A 16,937-nucleotide genomic window follows, 5' to 3' on the forward strand; every position below is an offset into this window, starting at 1 on the left:
GTCAGGCCCCTGCCTGCACTTCTTCGGTATGCGCGGCGGGCTCAACCGAGAGCGCGCGGGCGTGGGCGCGGCGCACCGCGACCGTCATCCGCCCGACGATCACCGCGATTGGATCGGAGCCGCCGAACACGCCCTTGTGCGCGATCGCGACCCGCGCGCCGGTATCGAGGCCGAGCGCGAGCAGGCGCCGCGCGTCCGAAGGATCGATCGAATCGGTGTCCACCGCGGTAATCCGCGCGCGCTGGCCGGGCTTGAGGGTGTCGAGCGTCATGCTCCGGCCTTGGCATGCGAGCGCGCTAATTGCAATCGGTTCTCAATAGCGTGAGGATTCGTGGTTATGTCTGCGTGCCTAAATTCATTTGTTTTGCGCCCTCAAACGCCGGGCGCGGCCCATCCGGGCCGCTTGGCTTCGCGGCATAAGCCGCGGCGTGCGGTCGCGCGCTACCGCGCGCAAATTGAGGACGGATATCGAAAGGGGGCGCCGAGTGGACACGATCAAGGCGGTCGCCCGACGCCGATCAGGCGGAGGCAAGCGCGACTGCGCGCCCGCAGGTACCTCGGAGCGTAGCGGAGAGAATAGCACCGAGGATGCCCGCCCGGATGGGCGGGCGTAACCACAAAAAAGTCCTACTTCGCCGGATACCGCAGCCGCCCCAAAAACCGCACGAGGTCGAAATGCTCGCGCTCGCCGCCGAGCCATTTGGCCTTGGCCTTCTCGAACTTCATCACGCCCTCGATCCGGCGGTCGAGGAAGGCGCGGGTCTCGGCCTTGTCCTCGCTCGTGTCCTCGACGAACACGGCGAGCGTCGCGCTGTAGATCCCGGCGAGGATCGTGCGCTTGGTGTAGTGGTTGTAATCGGTAGCGGTGTCGCCCGCGAGCCGCCACATCAGGTCGGCGCTGCGCCATCCGGTCTTGAGCGAACGCGAGACGTTCTGCGGCAGTGCCATGACCGCCAGCGCGCGCCGCAGCGCTTCCTCGCGGCCCAGCGCCTGGTCGAGCCGGAACTGCACCAGCGTGCGGATGCGTTCGCGGATCTTCATTTCGGCGAGCTTCTCGCGCGGCAGTTCGACGATCATCGCCGCGTCGATCGCGTCGATCCAGCTTTCGATCATCTGCATCGCGCCGCCTTCGAAGGCGAGTTTCGCAACATCGGGATCGACGCCTTCGCGCTCCGCCACGGCGACCAGCGCGGTATCGCTCCAGCCGTCGAAGATCGCCTCGTCGGCGATTCGAGGAGCGAGCGCCAGCCGCAATTCGTCGAGCGTCAGGTCGGCGAGGTCTTCGGCCACGCGATCAGCCATGCCGTCAGCCTCCGGGGCCATAGACGGGGGCGGAGGATTTCTCTTTCTCGTGCTCCTCGATCGCTGCGAGGATGCGCGAATTGCGGGTGTCGAGCTGGGCATAGTCGCGCGCCGAACGGCCCGAATTGTCGTTGCGGTCGGGATCGGCTCCAGCCTCCAGGAGCATCTCGATCATGTCGGTCGAGCGCTGGTGGACCGCCTGGATCAGCGGGGTCTCGCCGGTCTGGTTGGTGACATCGGTGCGCGCCTTGCGGAACAGCAGGTATTCGACTCCCTCGAGCCAGCCCAACCCGACCGCGATCGTGAGCGGGCTTTCGCCAGCCTTGTTGAGCGCGTTCACATCGGCACCCTTCTGCGAGAAATATTTCAGGTATTGCAGGTCGCGGCGGCGCGCGACGATGTGCAGCGCGGTGTCGCCGGTGGTGAATTCGCGCGACGTCACCAGCTGGTTGTTCGACGCGGCGAGCATGTCGATGATTTCCTGTCCCTCGCGCTTCTTGACCGCTTCGAGGAACTTGTAGCCCTGCGACTGCAGCTGCGCTGCGGCGGGCGTCGACACCGACACCGCGAACAGGCTCAGCACGAGGATGAGGGACTTGCGAATTGAGATTGCCACCACTTGCTCCGACGTAATTTTCCGGCATCCGCGCACAAAGCCGTGAATGCCCGGGCCCGACCGTACGGCCACCCCTTGCGAGCCGCGCTTTAGCAGACCATGAACGCGCTTGTCATGCCCCGCACCGCCTCGCTCCTCGCCCTGCTTTCCCTCTCCCTCGCGGCCTGTTCGCCCGCCGCCGACGTCCCGGCCGAAGAGCCGCCGCTGGCAGGCGCGCGGATCGGTGGCGATTTCACCCTGACCTCGGGCGCGGGCGAAGAGGTCAGCTGGTCCGATTTCGCCGGCCAGTACCGGATGGTCTATTTCGGCTACACCTCGTGTCCCGACGTCTGCCCCTACGACACGCAGCGCATGGTGCGTGCGCGACAGGCCTATCTCGAGGAAAATCCCGACACCGAGATCGCCGCGATCTTCATCACCGTCGATCCCGCGCGCGACACGCCCGAGGCGCTTGCGCAGTTCACCGGCAATTTCGCCCCCGACCTCGTCGGCCTGACCGGGAGCGAGGAACAGATCGACGAGGTAGTGAAGGATTTCGCCGCCTATCGCGCGCTCGAGGAAGAGGACGAATACGGCTTCTACAAGGTCACCCACGGACCGCCGGGCGCCTACCTGTTCGGCCCGCAGGGCGAGCCACTGGCACTGCTCCCGGTCGATGAAAGCGTCGAGGGAACGCTCGCGGAAATGCGGCGATGGATTCGCTGACCGACCTGCGCGACAAGTTCTGGGAGCTGCCGCTCGAGAAGTTGAACCGCGCCGAGTGGGAGGCGCTGTGCGACGGCTGCGGCAATTGCTGCCTGCACAAGTTCGAGGACGAGGATACCGGCGAAATCCTCCACACCAACGTCGCGTGCAAGCTGCTCGATACCGGTAAGGCGGTGTGCACCAATTACCGCCACCGGCTCGCCTTCGTCCCCGATTGCCTGCGGCTCACCCCGCGGCTCGCGCACCGGATCAACTGGCTGCCCGAGACCTGCGCCTACAAGGTCCGCGCGCGCGGCGAGGCACTGCCCGAGTGGCATTACCTGCTGAGCGGCGATCGCGCGGCGGTCCACCGCGCCGGGGTGGGCGTGGCGGGTCGCGTGATCAGCGAAGTCGATGCGGGACCGATCGAGCAGCACATTATCGATCCCGACGACGCGGACTACGAGCCGTGAGCGAGCACCGGCTGTCGCTCGAAGGGCGCGAGGTGCCGGTGCGAATCCGGCGCCACGCCACCGCGCGGCGGATGACACTGCGGATCGCGCCCGACGGCGAGGCGGTCGCGATCACGATCCCGCGCTGGGGCCGCGAGCGCGAGGCCATGCGCTTCGCCACCGACCGGCGCGACTGGATCGCCCGCCAGCTCGCCGCGCGGCCCGAACCGCTCGTGCTGCGTGACGGCGCGTGGCTGCCGTTCCGCGGGGAGGAACTGCTGGTCGATCACGATCGCGCCCGCCCGCGCCGGATCGCGCTCGACGGCACCCGGCTGGTGGTCGGCGGTCCGGACGAGAATCTCGACCGGCGAATCGAGCGCTGGCTGCGTGCGCGGATGCTCGACCTGCTTGCCGGGGACGTGCCGTATTTCTGCGCCGCGGCGGGAATCGATCCGGTCCCCTTCCGCCTCACCAGCGCGCGGCGGCGCTGGGGTTCGTGTTCCTCGGGCGGAACGCTGCGAATCAACTGGCGGCTGGTGATGGCGCCCGATTTCGTGCGCCGCGCAGTGGTCGCGCACGAGGTCGCGCACCTCGTCCACTTCGACCATTCGCCAGCGTTTCGAGCGCTGTGCGATTCGCTCGCGCCGGGGCTGCAGGAACCGTCCGATCGCTGGTTGAAAGCGAAGGGTCGCAGCCTTTACGCCGCCTATCCCTAGGGTGCGCGGTGCCCCGGGAGGCACGCGATACTGGCAAGGTTAAGCCAATGCGCCTATCTATGGACGCATGGGCTTTATCCGAAACGTCAATCCGGTCGGCGCGATCGAGGATTTCCGACAGGTCTACAAGGTCGCGGGCAAGAACCGCTGGCGCTTCATGGCGCTGGCCGCCGCGATCACCTTCACCCTGTTCGGCACGATGGCGCAGGAACGCGCGATGATCCCGCCCGAGCGCCCCGAGATCGAGATCATCTCGACCCTCGCGCCCGGACGCACCGATGCCGAGATCGTCGCCAGCAACATCGCCAACCAGGAACGCAAGGACCGGCTGGTCGCCGAACAGGCCGCGCGCAACGAGGAGGTCAAGGAGATCTACCGCTCGCTCGGCCGGATGAGCGGGATCGACGTCGACGCGGTCGAGGCCGAGGCCGAGGCCGAGCGCGCCCGGGTCGAGGCACAGCGCGCAGAGGCGCGGCGGATCCTCGCCCAGCGCCAGGCCGAAGCCTACGAACAAATCGAAGAGTGAGCCCGGGTTTGGGTCCGGCTGCGAGCGAGGCGCGCACCGATGCCGACTGGCTCGCGCAGACCGCACGGCTCGCCGAGCGTGCACGCCCGCTGAGCCGCCCCAACCCTGCGGTCGGCGCGATCATCGTCAAGGACGGCGTGGTGGTCGGACGCGGCTGGACCCGGCCCGGAGGCCGTCCGCATGCCGAGGCGATGGCGCTTGACGAAGCGGGCGAAGCAGCGCGCGGCGCGACCAGTTACGTCACGCTCGAACCCTGCGCGCATGAGAGCGCGCGCGGCCCGGCCTGTTCCGACCTGCTGGTCGAGGCTGGCGTGGCTCGGGTGGTCGCAGGCGTGGCCGATCCCGATCCGCGCACCGCGGGCAAGGGAATCGAGAAACTGCGCGCGACGGGGATCGAGGCCGAGGTGGTCGACGATCCGGCCAGCCATGAGAGCCTTGCCGGATATCTGATCCAGCGGCGCGAAGGCCGTCCGCATATCACGCTCAAGCTCGCGCTCTCGCTCGACGGCAAGATCGCGCTTGCCGATGGCACCAGCAAGTGGATCACTGGTGAGCAGGCCCGCGCCCACACCCATCGCGAACGCGCGGCGGTCGACGCGATTCTCGTCGGCGGCGAAACGCTGCGCGCGGACAATCCGAGTCTCGACGTGCGCCTGCCGGGGCTGGAGGACCGCTCGCCCGAACGCTTCGTGCTGACTCGCGGCCACGCGCCCGAGGGCTGGAACGCGCTGTCCGGGCTCGACGACCTCTCGGCCCTCTCCGATATTCAGTACCTGATGGTCGAAGGCGGCGGCGGCGCGGCGGCGGCGTTCCTCGAGCGCGATCTCGTCGACACGCTCCTGATCTACCGCGCGCCCGTCATCATCGGCAATGGCCGCGCGGGCGTCGGCGATATCGGGCTGACCGACCTCGCCGCCGCGCATGGACGCTGGCAGCGCATCGCGTGGCGCGAACTCGGCGACGACATGCTCGAAATCTACCGGCGCACCCGCTAGGACGACGCCATGTTCACCGGAATCGTCACCGCCATCGGCACCGTCACCCACTCCGCGCAACAGGGCGACCGGCGCGTCCGGATCGCCTGCCCATACGACCCCGCGACCATCGATATCGGCGCCTCGATCGCTTGTTCGGGCGCCTGCATGACCGTGGTCGAGAAGGGCGTCCTTCGACAGGCTCAGGATGGTCGGGATGGCGGATGGTTCGCGGTCGACGTGTCGGGCGAAAGCGTCAGCCGCACCGCGCCGGGCATGTGGGACGAGGGCGCGAAGCTCAATCTCGAAACCGCGCTCAAGCTCGGCGACGAACTGGGCGGCCATATCGTTACCGGCCATGTCGATGCGGTGGGCGAAGTCGTCGGCAGCGAAGAGGTCGGCGGCTCGACCCGCCTCACCATCCGCGCGCCGCGCGACATCGCCCCCTTCATCGCCCCCAAGGGCTCGATCACCGTCGACGGCGTCTCGCTGACGGTCAACGAAGTGACCGACCGCGACGACTGCGCCTGCGACTTCACCCTCAATATCATCCCGCATACCGGCGACGTCACCACGCTCGGCGCGCTGACCGAGGGCGACGGCGTGAACCTCGAGATCGACGTGCTCGCGCGGTATCTCAAGCGGATGCAGGCGCTGGCGGGGTAAGTTTGCTGTTTCCCATGAAAGACGGACCCCCCGCCCGCTTCACCCGTCCTAAACATGTTGAGCTGGAACTCGTTGCCGTTGCTTATCGTGACCGCAGCTTCCCAGTACACATCCATGACGACTACGTCCTCGGTGTCATTGAAGGCGGTGCCGAAAGGCTAGAGGTCAACGGCACCTCACATCTCATCGACACAGGTGACCTAATCACCATCGAGCCAGGCCTTGCACATTCAAATCACACGCTTGGAAGCGAGGTGTTGCGATACAGGGTGTTCTACCTGCCTCCCGAACTTGTGGCGTCATTTTCCGGCTGTTCCAATCTGCGCTTTGCGGCACCTTGGCGGAACGATCCTGTAGCGGGCGAACGGCTCCTTGAACTGCACCGGTGGTTCGAAGCCGGAACAGGCGACCGGCTGGAACAAGAAAGCGCAGTCGCCGAAATTATCGAGATCGCTTTTGATGCGGGTGACCGGCCCGATCATGAACCCCAACTCCCCGAAGCCGTGGACAGGGCACGGCGTTATATCGACGAACATTACCCCGAGAACTTCGGGTTGGACGAGCTCGCCGCTGCGGCCGAGATCAGCAAGTTCCACTTGGCGCGCAGCTTCTCCCGCTCACACGGATTGAGCCCACTCGCCTATCGCACCCAGCGGCGCATCCACGCAGCACGACGACTAATCCTGAAAGGGACACCTCTGGCGGATATCGCCATCGGCTTGGGATTCGCCGACCAGAGTCACCTCACCCGCCAATTTCAATCGATCGTCGGAATATCTCCCGCGCGATATCGAGAGCAATGAGGTTCAAGAACTAAACCCGCAGGTTCTACTAATCGTTAGTCCTGACAACAGACTAGGGATTACCACATGACCAATTTTAGTAAGCGCATCGACGGCACTCATCTCGAGCCCGGTCGGCGTACGGTCCTGCGCGCAGGACTTGCAGCTTGTGCTGCAATCGCCGTGGCCTGGGTGACAGCCGGACAAGCGTTTGCCCTTCCCATGCAGGCGAAAGCCGAACGTCCGGACCAAGCCCAGCAGGCTGATCGGTACGGTAGCTTTTTGGCCCGATACGCCCAATGGGTGGTATCGATCGAAGCCGAAGGGCAGGAGCGCGGAAGCCCGCTAACGCCAGCACAGCGCGAAATGGCCACCGAGATCGGGATCGAGCGCCCAGACAAGGTGCGACTGGTCCTCGTCGATGCTGTGCCATTTCCGACGGAAGATGCGGCCATGCGCGAGATCGGGGAGAAGCTGGGCTTCATCGGGCCCGGCGTCGTCAACAATGCGCAGGCCTTCGGATACACTATCTGGGTGCGCGACGGTTTCGTCCTCGACCGCCCCGGCCTCGCGCATGAACTCGTGCACGTCTGGCAAATAGAACGCAGCGCAGATTTCGCCGCCTACTTGCAAGATTACATGGGGCAATTGCGCCGACACGGACATGAGGACATGCCGCTGGAGATTGAGGCCTATGCGGCCAACCTAAAATATGCCTGCGATAAAGATTCGCGAGAGGGTGAAGACGATGCAGTTGAAGATTTGGAAGAAGGCACTTTATGACGCGCTGGCGGCAACGCGCGGGCTAGATTTCGTCGAGTAACGGCGAGGCAGGCAAGGACCCGTCTGCAATTCTCACCCTCAATCGCCCGTCAGCGGCCCCTGCTCGAATGCCTCGCGAGTCAGTTCGTAGACGAGGTGGACCACGCGTTTGCCCTGGTAGCGCTCGAGCTCGTAGCGCGGCCCTCGCTCGGCGCCGATCGCCTCGAGCGCATAGCGCGAGCGCCAATTGGTGTCGCCGACGCGGAAGTCGACGCGCGCGACGCTTGCGAACGCATGGGCCAGCATCAGCCGCTTCATCGCGGGGTTGATGCCCTTCCCCCATTGCGCGCGTTCGAGATAGGTCCAGCCGATCTCGACGCTGCCGCCCTCCTCCTCGTCGTATGCATCGTAGCGGGTCGAGCCCACGATCCGGTCCTCGCGCTCGCCATCGCCCTTGCGGATCACGGCCAGCGCGCCGCCGCTGCTGAGCCCGTCATCGAAGAAGGCGTCGAACACCTCGCGCCGCCAGCGGTCGTGGATCGGGTGCTGTTCCCACACCATCAGGTCGGAAGCGATCGCGTAGAGCGCCTCGCGGTCCGCCTCGGCCAGCGGGCGCAGGAGGACGCGATCGTCTTCGAGCACCGGCTGGCGATCCATCGCCATTACCCTTCAGGCGGTTACGTCGCCGAGCGCGGCGATGAAACGATCGATGTTGCCCTCGTTCAGCCCGGCGATGTTGATGCGACCCGAACCCGCCATGTAGATCGCGTGGTCCCGGCGCAGCGCCTCGATCGATTCCGGGCCGATGGGCAGCATCGAGAACAGCCCGTTATGGCTCGCGAGCGGGGTCAGGTCGACCGAACCCGCCGTGCCGGCCTTGCCCAGCGTATCGCGGATCCAGCGCAGCCGCCCGCGCATAGCGGCGAGCTCTTCCTTCCAGCGCCGCGTCAGCTCGGTATCGCGCAGCACGATCCGCACCGCCGCGCCGCCGTGATCGGGCGGCATCGACCAGTTCGCGCGTGCGAGCGAATTGGCATTGCTCATCGCCTTGTCGAGCACGTCGCGATCGGCCGCGAGCACGTAGAACGCGCCGACCCGGTCGCGGTACATGCCGAAATTCTTGTCGCAGCTGTAGGTGACCATCGCCTCGGGCACCTCGGCGAGGAAGGCGCGCGCACCCGCAACGTCTTCCTCGATCCCCTCGCCCAGCCCTTGGTAGGCGATGTCGAGCACGGGGATCAGGCCCTTCTCCTGCGCCAGTCGCGCGATCTCCTGCCACTGCGCGAGCGAGTAATCGATCCCGGTCGGGTTGTGGCTCGATCCGTGGAGCAGCAACACGTCACCTTCGCCGGCATCGGCGATCGCCGTCTTGAGCGCCTCGAAATCGGTGGTCGACGCATCGGCGGCGTGTTCGAAAGAAATGATCTCGAGCCCGAGATCGCGCGCGATCTGGCGATGGTTGGGCCAGCTCGGCTCGCCCAGCACGACCGATTTCGCGCCCGCGGCCTGCGCCAGCGCGAAGGCGAGCCGCACCGCACCGGTACCGCCAGGGGTCTGCATCCCGGCGATGCGCCCACCCATGGTCGGATCGGCATTGCCGAAGACATAAGGCATCAGCGCGTTGACGAAGCCGATATCGCCTTCGGGGCCGAGATAGGACTTGCTGTCCTGCTTGTCGTGCAGGATGGCCTCGGCCGCCTTGATCGAGCGGAACACCGGAGTCTCACCCTCCTCGTCGCGATAGACGCCGACGCCGAGGTCGATCTTGTCCTCGCGCTGGTCGTCGCGGTGGAGCTTGATGAGCGCGAGCAGCGCGTCGGGGCTTTGGGTGTCGAGCTTTTCGAGCATGCCTCGCCGTATGGCCGGACGCGGCTTCCACCGCAAGCGGGCTCGAAGCTAAAACGGCAGCCAATCGGCCTTTTCGGTCAGCTTGAGGTAGCCCGCATTGACGCCGGCGCGCAGCCCCGCGCCGATCCGGATCGGGATCAGCACGATATCGCCCTTGCGCAAGTAACTCGCCGAGGCCCCGCCGACGAAATATAGCTGGCCCTCGCCCGCCGGGAAGCGGGTGTAGAGGTCCTCCGTGTCGTAGAGGTTGTAGACCAGCACGAAGGTGCTGCCTGCATTCGCGCCCGCATCGAGCCCGATCGACGGCCCGGTCCAGTAGACCGGGCGCTTGCCTTCGATCTTGTGGTAGAGCGTGCCCGAGCCGTAGCGCACGCCGACGATGAAGGCACCGCCGCCCTCGCGCCCGACGATGTAGCCGTTGGGCTGGCCCTGGTCCTTGAGGATGCGCTCGATCAGCCCGGCGACCTCGCGCGCGCCTTCGCCGAACACGCTGCCCGCCGCGCCGATCAGGTCGTCCTCGCGATAGGTGATGTCGTCGTCGGCCTGCTGCGCGGTCGCCTCTTCGGGGGTGGGGCCCGCCATGTCGGGCGCAGGCGCGTCATCGGCGCTGGCGGGATAATCGTCGCGCCAGCTCTCGATCCCCGAATCGGGGGTGGTGGCCTCGGGACCGACCGGGGTGGCCTGCCCCTGCCTGCTCTCGGCGGCCGGCTGTTCGGGGCCGGCATCCTCTTCCAGCAGGTCGCCGTCGATCGCGACGTCGGGATCGACTGAGGTGACCTGTGCCGCGACCGGACCGGTCGCAAGCGCCAGCGCCCCGCCGAAGGCGAGCGCAAACCGTGCGAAACCGCGCGTGAAGCTGACCATCATGATGAACCCTCCCGGTGGACGTGTCCCTGCCGACCCATAGTTGAATCCCGCAATGGCACAACGACAAGGAACGCGCGATGAACCGAATCGAATTCGTGCCAAAACGAGTCGGAAAGCCCCCTTGAGGCGCGGGGAAGCCGCCGCTATAGCGCCCGCTCGCCTGCCACAGGCTTAGGCTCGGCAAGCGGAGACGTGGGTGAGTGGCTGAAACCAGTTCCCTGCTAAGGAACCATACCCAAACCGGGTATCGAGGGTTCGAATCCCTCCGTCTCCGCCACCTATACCATCCCTAGATATCCCAGAAAGTCCCTGAAAGCCGCAGAATTCTGAGGTTTTTCGGACTTGCATCGGAATCTCTAGTTCTTATTTTGTTCTAACCCTTCCCACACTTTCTACCCACTATTGTGGGAGCAGATGTGGGAAGAGAACCAGGATGGATGGCTATGGGAAAACTTTCCGCTGCTCAGATTCGAGCTCTCACTAAACCGGGCCGCTACATGGATGGCGATGGCCTATCGCTGCTGCTCACCGCCCCAAAAAAGGGGTATTGGGTGCTGCGCGCGACCATAAACGGGCGCCGAAGGGACATCGGCCTAGGGCCACTAGACTTAGTTACATTGGCTGAAGCCCGCGAACTCGCGATCGACATGCGCCGCGATATTCAGCGAGGCATTGATCCGATCGAAGAGCGCAAGCGCCAGAAAATCGAAATCCTCACGTTCAAGGCCGCTGCCGAGAAGGTCCACTCCGAGCAAAAGGCGGCCTGGAAAAACGGGAAGCATCAGGATCAGTGGATCAATACACTCGAAACCTATGCTTTTCCCAAGCTCGGCGACCGGCTCGTAAATGACATCGAGGGCCCACTCATCCGAGAAGTGCTCCTCGACATCTGGCTGGAAAAGCCAGAGACAGCTCGCCGCGTAAAGCAACGGATCGGCGTTGTGCTCGATTGGGCCTATGCAAACGGAATGCGCGCGACCGAAGCGCCGATGCGCTCGCTGAGTCGTGCGCTGCCACGGCAGCCCAAGCAGGACGGCCATTTCGCTGCGATGCCCTATGAGGATGTCCCAACTTTCTTGAAGCATCTGCACAAGCGAACGAGTGTCGCACGGCTCGGGCTTGAGTTCCTGATCCTGACTGCCTCTCGATCGGGCGAAGTGCGGGGTGCTAAATGGGCGGAGATCAATCTGGACGCAAAACTCTGGACTGTCCCAGCGGAGCGTATGAAGGTCGGCAAGGAACATGTGGTCCCGCTGACCGATGCGGCAATCGACGTGCTCGAACGTGCCAGACCTTACTACGCTGAATGCAGCAATCTGGTCTTCCCGGGTCGCAATGTCTTGCGCCCGATGTCCGACATGACGCTGCTCAAGATCCTGCGTTACGCGAAGCTAGCCTTCACGGTGCACGGCTTTCGATCTGCGTTCCGAGATTGGGCCGCCGAGAAGACAAGCTACCCCGGCGAAGTGGCGGAAGCGGCGCTAGCGCACTCGGTCAGCAACAAAGTGGAAGCGGCCTATCGCCGTACCAACTATTTGGACAAGCGGCGTGAGCTGATGCGCGAATGGTCAGACTTCTGCGTCGGAAGATAAAGAAGCGCTCTCGTGGGCACGACGGCTTTGCGCCCTAATAGCAGCCATAAAGTCAGGCGAGGACAAACCTGAAAGCTGCTGTTCCAAAGTTTCGTCTGATTGAGGAAAATAAGCCTTCAATCGCAATAGGTCGAAAAATTTTCTTCGCGATGCGTCTTGGTCGCTGAAGTGAGGCGCATGAAATCCTCGTTAAGTTCGGCTTTGCCGTATCGTGACCGTGCACGAATTAAGTTGCTCCTTCATTATGACTTTCGGATGAGCACCACCCCAGCAATCACAAGCGCGCCGCCAGCCAGAAGCCAGGATTGATCGACAAGCAACGCGCTAGCTATGATCAATGCGGCAGCTAGAGGGCCTTTCAAGGACTGACGCTCATTGCGAAGTCCAGCGAGCTGCTCGATACTGAGCGGATCGAGCTGAACCGGCACATATCCTGACTTTGCGATCGAGTTCGCAGTGGCAAGTATGTCGGGCAAGGACGCCGACAAACCCAGCAGCTGACCGCGAAGTCTCTTCAAACCCGACCGAGCGCTGCCGAGCGAGAACCGCTCGGCGAGAAGCTCCGTCATGATCGGCCGGGTCTCTTCGGCGATGTTGTAGTCCGGTGCCAGCGATCGGACGAAGCCCTCTGCAGTCAACAAGGTACGCAGAAGAATGGCCAGATCAGGTGGCAGAACCAGTCGATAATCCCGCAACAGATCGAAAACGCGGGAAAAAATCTGCGAGAACTCGATGCCAGATAGCACGGTCCCCCTGAACTCTCCAATCAACTGATCCAGATCCACCGCGAGCGCATCGCGATCCACCTTCGGCTCCCCCGCCCATGCGAGCAGGACATCCGCGACATCGCTGGTTTCCTCACCAGCAATCGCAAGCACGAGGCGGACGATCTCGTCGCGCCTGGCCTTGGTGAGCGTCCCGACCGATCCGAAGTCGATGAAGCCGACATCCTGCTCGCCGATCAGGAAAACATTGCCGGGATGGGGGTCGCCGTGAAATTCGCCGTTTAGAATGATCATCCGCAGGACAGCGTTGGCATAGCTTTTAGCGAAAGCCGCCACCCGCGGGTCGCCCGATGGGCTGCCCAGCGAAGACGCGGGCCTGCCGTACAGGCGTTCCTGAACGTTCACCCGCAGCCCGGTCAGTTCCCAATGGATGGCCGGGGTCCTGACGCCGATGGTATCGAGATATGCGCCGATCCGCTCGCAGGCTCGGGATTCCGCAGCGAGGTCCATCTCCCAGGCAAGATTGCGGCCGAAGGTCCGCAGAAACTCGACTGGCCGGTAACGCGCGATATCCGGCGACCGTGCTTCCACGATCCCGGCAAGGCGTATAAGGAGGCGCACATCAGCCTCCATCCGAGCGGCAGTGCCTGGCCGCCGAACCTTCACGATGACCTCGCTTCCGTCCCGCAGTCTGGCGGAATAGGTTTGCGCTATGGAGGCAGAGGCCAAAGGCTTTTCGTCGAACTGCGCAAAGTCGCTCCGCCAGTCCTCACCCCAGCTTGAAGCAAGTACGGGCTCGATATCTGCGAAGGGCACTGACGACACCTGATCGTGCAGGGTTGAGAATGCCGTGATCCAGTGTTCGGTAAACAGATCGCTTCGGGTGGCGAGGAGTTGCCCCAGCTTTATGCCGACTGGCCCGATGTCACGGAGGAACGCCACAACTGCAGCCGGACGAAATTCGCGAGGATCGATGACATTGCTCGAAGAGGGAATAAATCCGAGGGCTCCGGCGAGATTCTTCGCGCCGTGCCTCATTAGGATTTGGCCGATCTCCGCGGCGCGAGCGATGCTGCTGATAGGCTTTTCCGGGGGCGATGCCATGATTTTACTCAGCCTCGGCCCGGAGTTGGTCCAGATTTTCCGATACCCTTGCAAGAATCTGCTGCAACGTTTGCTTCTCGTCGGCGGCAATGTCGCGCCAAAGCAGACCATGAAGCCTATCCGCGGAGCCTCTCAGTTCGGGCAGCAGATCGTCAAGCTGCTCCGTGAGGATGAGCTGCCACGCTCGCCGATCCGTCTCAGCTCGAAGCCTTTTCATCAGCCCGCGTGCGCAAAGACCTGCAACCGCCTGGCCGATGGTCGCCGATTCCAGTTCCAGTTTCTTGGCGATTTCAGCCTGCGTAAGGGCAGGATCGCGAAGAAGTTGTCCGATGATCCTCCACTGTGTCTGATTGAGACCGATCCTGGCGACCCTCGCATCGTACACTCTGCGCGCGCCGCGACTGATCTCGTCCATAAGATAGAGAATGCGGTCATCATCGGTGATGACCTTCTGCCGACGCTGAGACCGTGACATGGTATCTGGTTTTTCATCCATAGCGCTGTGTAGTCGGATAGCCTCGGATGCCCAAATGCAAACTGCTAAATGCCTTTACTATCTGACTCACGGCTCATAGGGCGCGAGACGCGTTCACCTTTTACTGAGGCTGCCGAAAGAGTCAGATGACCGATAACTCCAACCAACCGGAGCAGGAGGGCACAACCCCAACGAAACCGCAATCGCGGCGTGGCTTGCGCATCGTGCTAATCATCGTTGGTCTTGCCGTGCTGCTTGGCGGGATCTGGTGGTACTACCGGCACGTAACCTACGGACAGTACATGCAGACGACCGATAACGCCTATGTCGCTGCCGACAGCGTCGTTATCTCTTCCAAGGTAGCGGGATACGTCGAAGAGGTCTTCGTGGGGGAGAACGAGCAGGTTGCTCGCGGCGGAGCCCTCGTACAACTGGATCTGCGGGATTATCAGGCGCAAGCGCAACAGGCGCGCGCACAGATCGCTGCGACCCTGGCCGGTGCCGACACAATCCGTTCTCAGGTAGCCGAACAGGATGCAGCCATTCGCCAGGCGCGGGGCCAACTCGCCGCCGCGCGCGCAGCACTGGACCTCGCGAACGACCAGGTGGCGCGATATCGGCCCCTTGCCGCGACAGGAGCCGAACCGCGGGAAAAGCTAGACCAGTATGAGGCGCAGGCGCGGCAAGCGCGGGCCGAACTCGTCGCCGCGCAGGCGGCGGTGGCTGCCGCGACCGCGCGCCGAGGGACCCTGTTCGAGCAGATCAACCAGACCCAGGCGCAGGCGGACGCTGCTCGCGCTCAGCTGGAAACAGCCGACCTTACGGTTGAATCGACCTTGCTGCGCGCCAGCAAGGCCGGACGCGTCGGCGATCTCTCGGTGAGGGTGGGCCAGTTCGTGCAACCGGGTCAACGTTTGATGACGGTGGTTCCGGTGAGGGCGATCTACGTGACGGCAAACTTCAAGGAAACGCAGGTCGGCCTGATCCGGGCCGGCCAAAGCGTCAGGCTCGAAGTTGACGCCCTACCCGACCTTGAGATCGCGGGACGAGTGGTCAGCATATCGCCGGGAACGGGCGCGGAATTTTCCATCCTCCCCCCCGAAAATGCCACCGGCAACTTTACCAAGATCGTTCAACGGATACCCGTCCGCATCGGTATCGATGCTCCCCCTGAAGTGCGGCGTCTGCTCGTTCCCGGCATGTCGGTAGTGGCTACGGTCGACACCCGGAATGCTGCCGGCGAATTGGAAGAGATCTCGAGTCGGACTCAATGACCGAGATACTGGCAGCGCAGGACACTTCGATCGGGCCGGCCGGGGGCCGAAAGAACGCAGACGTGACTGCCTGGGTCGCTGTGGCCGCGGGCGCGCTTGGCGCCATGCTCGCGACGCTGGACATATCAATCGTCAATTCCGCACTCCCCGTCATTCAGGGCGAGATCGGTGCCACAGGCGCCGAAGGCACCTGGATTGCTACGTCATTTCTCGTTGCTGAAATCGTCGTCATTCCGCTGAGCGCTTGGCTCGAACGGCTGTTCGGTCTGCGAACCCTCCTCATCATCGCGGTTAGCGCGTTCACCGCATTTTCGGTGCTATGCGGGATTGCAACCGACCTTACGACCATGATCATCGGCCGAACGGGTCAGGGATTCACGGGCGGAGTCCTCATTCCGACCGCAATGACTATTGTGGCTAAACGATTACCGCCGCACCAACAGCCAATCGGAATGGCCCTGTTCGGCATGACTGTGGTTCTTGGCCCCGTGATGGGGCCATTGATCGGCGGCTGGCTGACCGAGAACCTGAGCTGGCACTATGCCTTTTTCGTCAATGTGCCAGTCTGCGCAATCCTGCTGCTCTTGCTGTTTATCGGGCTGCCTCACGAAAAGCCCAAATGGGAATATCTCACGGACGCCGATTGGGCTGGCATTCTCGGGCTGATCCTCGGACTGGGCGGTCTGACTGTTGTACTCGAGGAAGGGCACCGTGAGGAATGGTTCGAGTCCTCACTCATTCGCTGGCTAACGGTGGTGACCATTATCGGCTTTGCCTGTTTGATTTACGGACAGGTGAAGGCACGCAAGCCAGTCTTGAAGTTGCAGCTCCTGTTCAATCGACAGTTCGCCAGCGTCGCGATCATGGCGCTCGCCCTGGGCATGGTGATGTATGGTTCGACCTATGTCATTCCGCAGTTTCTGGCGATCATCTCTGACTATAATGCTTTTCAGACGGGACTGGTCATCTTCTGGATGGGTGTCCCGGCCTTTCTCCTGATGCCGGTTCTGCCCCTGATGATCCGCAAGGTGGACATCCGCATTGCCGTCGGCACCGGAATGCTGCTGATGGCGATCAGCTGCTTTGTCAGCACGAGTCTGACCGCCGAATCCGGCGGCGCTGTCTTCACTGAAAGTCAGCTTATCCGCGGGGCCGGAATGATACTTGCGATGATGTTCCTGAATCAGGCAACGGTTGCGTCGGTGGCCAAGGAAGACGCGGGCGATGCCTCGGGCATTTTCAACGCGGCCCGCAATCTTGGCGGATCATTCGCCCTCTCGGCCCTCGCTTCGTTCCAGGACCAGCGAATTTGGCACCATACGAGGCGCATGGAAGAAACGCTGAATGCGAACAGCGTTTCGCTGCAGACCTATCTCGACGGACTGGCGCGAAGCTTGGGCGATATGGAACGGGCGATGGCGGCACTCGGCGGCACTCTCCAGCGCGAAGCGTTCATCATGACCTACAATGATGTCTTTCTGGTGATGGGACTTCTCACACTCGCGACGGTCCCGCTTGTTCTGTTCCTCAAGCCGCTTCCGGAAAATGTCTCCCTTTCGATGCACTGAGCCC

Annotated in this window: 19 protein-coding genes and 1 tRNA gene; 12 read left to right on the plus strand and 8 right to left on the minus strand. The window is 63.5% G+C overall.

Annotated features, from left to right (window positions below; translation table 11 throughout):
- Position 1: 1 nt before the first annotated feature.
- The 3 genes from IEW49_RS10225 to IEW49_RS10235 form a co-directional block, all read right to left on the minus strand.
- Positions 2 to 271, minus strand: a complete 270-nt coding sequence (locus IEW49_RS10225; RefSeq protein WP_188642570.1) for a FeoA family protein — start codon at positions 269 to 271, stop codon at positions 2 to 4.
- A gap of 356 nt (positions 272 to 627) precedes the next feature.
- Positions 628 to 1,302, minus strand: a complete 675-nt coding sequence (locus tag IEW49_RS10230; protein ID WP_188642571.1) for a COQ9 family protein — start codon at positions 1,300 to 1,302, stop codon at positions 628 to 630.
- Between the two features lie 4 nt (positions 1,303 to 1,306).
- The gene (locus tag IEW49_RS10235) at positions 1,307 to 1,918 is read right to left on the minus strand and encodes an ankyrin repeat domain-containing protein (protein ID WP_229658162.1); all 612 of its coding nucleotides are present in this window, start codon (positions 1,916 to 1,918) and stop codon (positions 1,307 to 1,309) included.
- 99 nt (positions 1,919 to 2,017) lie between these two features.
- Here IEW49_RS10235 and IEW49_RS10240 point away from each other — a divergent pair, with 99 nt between their 5' ends.
- The 8 genes from IEW49_RS10240 to IEW49_RS10275 all read left to right on the plus strand — a co-directional run bounded on the left by IEW49_RS10240 (position 2,018) and on the right by IEW49_RS10275 (position 7,501).
- Entirely contained in the window at positions 2,018 to 2,623 is a 606-nt protein-coding gene (locus IEW49_RS10240; RefSeq protein ID WP_188642572.1) for an SCO family protein, read from the plus strand.
- Entirely contained in the window at positions 2,611 to 3,075 is a 465-nt protein-coding gene (locus IEW49_RS10245) for a YcgN family cysteine cluster protein (protein WP_188642573.1), read from the plus strand. The genes IEW49_RS10240 and IEW49_RS10245 overlap by 13 nt, the downstream gene beginning before the upstream one ends.
- A complete protein-coding gene (locus tag IEW49_RS10250) occupies positions 3,072 to 3,770 on the plus strand; it encodes a M48 family metallopeptidase (protein WP_229658163.1) in 699 nt (232 codons plus the stop codon). Before IEW49_RS10245 ends, IEW49_RS10250 begins: the two co-directional genes overlap by 4 nt.
- A gap of 67 nt (positions 3,771 to 3,837) precedes the next feature.
- Positions 3,838 to 4,296, plus strand: a complete 459-nt coding sequence (locus tag IEW49_RS10255) for a hypothetical protein (RefSeq protein ID WP_188642574.1) — start codon at positions 3,838 to 3,840, stop codon at positions 4,294 to 4,296.
- A complete protein-coding gene (gene ribD, locus IEW49_RS10260; RefSeq protein ID WP_229658164.1) occupies positions 4,293 to 5,291 on the plus strand; it encodes a bifunctional diaminohydroxyphosphoribosylaminopyrimidine deaminase/5-amino-6-(5-phosphoribosylamino)uracil reductase RibD in 999 nt (332 codons plus the stop codon). The genes IEW49_RS10255 and ribD overlap by 4 nt, the downstream gene beginning before the upstream one ends.
- A 9-nt stretch (positions 5,292 to 5,300) precedes the next feature.
- Complete coding sequence (locus tag IEW49_RS10265) at positions 5,301 to 5,936, plus strand: riboflavin synthase (protein WP_188642575.1); 636 nt, start codon at positions 5,301 to 5,303, stop codon at positions 5,934 to 5,936.
- Between the two features lie 14 nt (positions 5,937 to 5,950).
- Positions 5,951 to 6,739, plus strand: coding sequence for an AraC family transcriptional regulator (locus IEW49_RS10270; protein ID WP_188642576.1), 789 nt, complete (start codon positions 5,951 to 5,953; stop codon positions 6,737 to 6,739).
- Between the two features lie 66 nt (positions 6,740 to 6,805).
- Positions 6,806 to 7,501, plus strand: a complete 696-nt coding sequence (locus IEW49_RS10275; RefSeq protein ID WP_188642577.1) for a hypothetical protein — start codon at positions 6,806 to 6,808, stop codon at positions 7,499 to 7,501.
- A gap of 78 nt (positions 7,502 to 7,579) precedes the next feature.
- Here the strand turns inward: IEW49_RS10275 and IEW49_RS10280 are convergent, their stop codons facing one another.
- The 3 genes from IEW49_RS10280 to IEW49_RS10290 are packed head-to-tail and all read right to left on the minus strand — an operon-like array spanning position 7,580 to position 10,192.
- Positions 7,580 to 8,143, minus strand: a complete 564-nt coding sequence (locus IEW49_RS10280) for a GNAT family N-acetyltransferase (protein WP_188642578.1) — start codon at positions 8,141 to 8,143, stop codon at positions 7,580 to 7,582.
- Positions 8,144 to 8,149: 6 nt separating this feature from the next.
- Positions 8,150 to 9,328, minus strand: coding sequence for an amino acid aminotransferase (locus IEW49_RS10285; RefSeq protein WP_188642579.1), 1,179 nt, complete (start codon positions 9,326 to 9,328; stop codon positions 8,150 to 8,152).
- 48 nt (positions 9,329 to 9,376) lie between these two features.
- Complete coding sequence (locus tag IEW49_RS10290; protein WP_373282525.1) at positions 9,377 to 10,192, minus strand: DUF1134 domain-containing protein; 816 nt, start codon at positions 10,190 to 10,192, stop codon at positions 9,377 to 9,379.
- A 189-nt stretch (positions 10,193 to 10,381) separates the two neighbouring features.
- Here IEW49_RS10290 and IEW49_RS10295 point away from each other — a divergent pair.
- Positions 10,382 to 10,472, plus strand: a tRNA-Ser gene (locus IEW49_RS10295).
- A gap of 166 nt (positions 10,473 to 10,638) precedes the next feature.
- The gene (locus IEW49_RS10300) at positions 10,639 to 11,787 is read left to right on the plus strand and encodes a tyrosine-type recombinase/integrase (RefSeq protein ID WP_061926341.1); all 1,149 of its coding nucleotides are present in this window, start codon (positions 10,639 to 10,641) and stop codon (positions 11,785 to 11,787) included.
- 242 nt (positions 11,788 to 12,029) lie between these two features.
- Here the strand turns inward: IEW49_RS10300 and IEW49_RS10305 are convergent, their stop codons facing one another.
- Entirely contained in the window at positions 12,030 to 13,616 is a 1,587-nt protein-coding gene (locus tag IEW49_RS10305; protein ID WP_061926343.1) for an ABC1 kinase family protein, read from the minus strand.
- Positions 13,617 to 13,620: 4 nt separating this feature from the next.
- Positions 13,621 to 14,112 (minus strand): MarR family winged helix-turn-helix transcriptional regulator, encoded by a 492-nt coding sequence (locus IEW49_RS10310; protein ID WP_066581776.1) that lies wholly within the window; start codon positions 14,110 to 14,112, stop codon positions 13,621 to 13,623.
- A gap of 125 nt (positions 14,113 to 14,237) precedes the next feature.
- On the opposite strand from IEW49_RS10310, the gene IEW49_RS10315 reads away from it, so the two are divergent.
- Both IEW49_RS10315 and IEW49_RS10320 read left to right on the plus strand, forming a co-directional pair.
- Entirely contained in the window at positions 14,238 to 15,365 is a 1,128-nt protein-coding gene (locus tag IEW49_RS10315; RefSeq protein ID WP_061926347.1) for an HlyD family secretion protein, read from the plus strand.
- Positions 15,362 to 16,933, plus strand: coding sequence for an MDR family MFS transporter (locus IEW49_RS10320; RefSeq protein WP_051051456.1), 1,572 nt, complete (start codon positions 15,362 to 15,364; stop codon positions 16,931 to 16,933). The genes IEW49_RS10315 and IEW49_RS10320 overlap by 4 nt, the downstream gene beginning before the upstream one ends.
- Positions 16,934 to 16,937: the final 4 nt, after the last annotated feature.

It is taken from the genome of Pseudoblastomonas marina, from assembly GCF_014641655.1.
In the GTDB taxonomy this organism is placed as follows: Bacteria; Pseudomonadota; Alphaproteobacteria; order Sphingomonadales; family Sphingomonadaceae; genus Alteriqipengyuania_A; species Alteriqipengyuania_A marina.

Coding starts and splice junctions, on each gene's coding strand:
- IEW49_RS10270 (WP_188642576.1), top strand. CDS start 5,951: ATGAAAGACGGACCCCCCGCCCGCTTCACCCGTCCTAAACATGTTGAG.
- IEW49_RS10245 (WP_188642573.1), top strand. CDS start 2,611: ATGGATTCGCTGACCGACCTGCGCGACAAGTTCTGGGAGCTGCCGCTC.
- IEW49_RS10315 (WP_061926347.1), top strand. CDS start 14,238: ATGACCGATAACTCCAACCAACCGGAGCAGGAGGGCACAACCCCAACG.
- IEW49_RS10320 (WP_051051456.1), top strand. CDS start 15,362: ATGACCGAGATACTGGCAGCGCAGGACACTTCGATCGGGCCGGCCGGG.
- IEW49_RS10310 (WP_066581776.1), bottom strand. CDS start 14,112: ATGGATGAAAAACCAGATACCATGTCACGGTCTCAGCGTCGGCAGAAG.
- IEW49_RS10305 (WP_061926343.1), bottom strand. CDS start 13,616: ATGGCATCGCCCCCGGAAAAGCCTATCAGCAGCATCGCTCGCGCCGCG.
- IEW49_RS10230 (WP_188642571.1), bottom strand. CDS start 1,302: ATGGCTGATCGCGTGGCCGAAGACCTCGCCGACCTGACGCTCGACGAA.
- IEW49_RS10280 (WP_188642578.1), bottom strand. CDS start 8,143: ATGGCGATGGATCGCCAGCCGGTGCTCGAAGACGATCGCGTCCTCCTG.
- IEW49_RS10285 (WP_188642579.1), bottom strand. CDS start 9,328: ATGCTCGAAAAGCTCGACACCCAAAGCCCCGACGCGCTGCTCGCGCTC.
- IEW49_RS10255 (WP_188642574.1), top strand. CDS start 3,838: ATGGGCTTTATCCGAAACGTCAATCCGGTCGGCGCGATCGAGGATTTC.
- IEW49_RS10300 (WP_061926341.1), top strand. CDS start 10,639: ATGGGAAAACTTTCCGCTGCTCAGATTCGAGCTCTCACTAAACCGGGC.
- IEW49_RS10275 (WP_188642577.1), top strand. CDS start 6,806: ATGACCAATTTTAGTAAGCGCATCGACGGCACTCATCTCGAGCCCGGT.
- IEW49_RS10225 (WP_188642570.1), bottom strand. CDS start 271: ATGACGCTCGACACCCTCAAGCCCGGCCAGCGCGCGCGGATTACCGCG.
- IEW49_RS10265 (WP_188642575.1), top strand. CDS start 5,301: ATGTTCACCGGAATCGTCACCGCCATCGGCACCGTCACCCACTCCGCG.
- IEW49_RS10240 (WP_188642572.1), top strand. CDS start 2,018: ATGAACGCGCTTGTCATGCCCCGCACCGCCTCGCTCCTCGCCCTGCTT.
- IEW49_RS10290 (WP_373282525.1), bottom strand. CDS start 10,192: ATGGTCAGCTTCACGCGCGGTTTCGCACGGTTTGCGCTCGCCTTCGGC.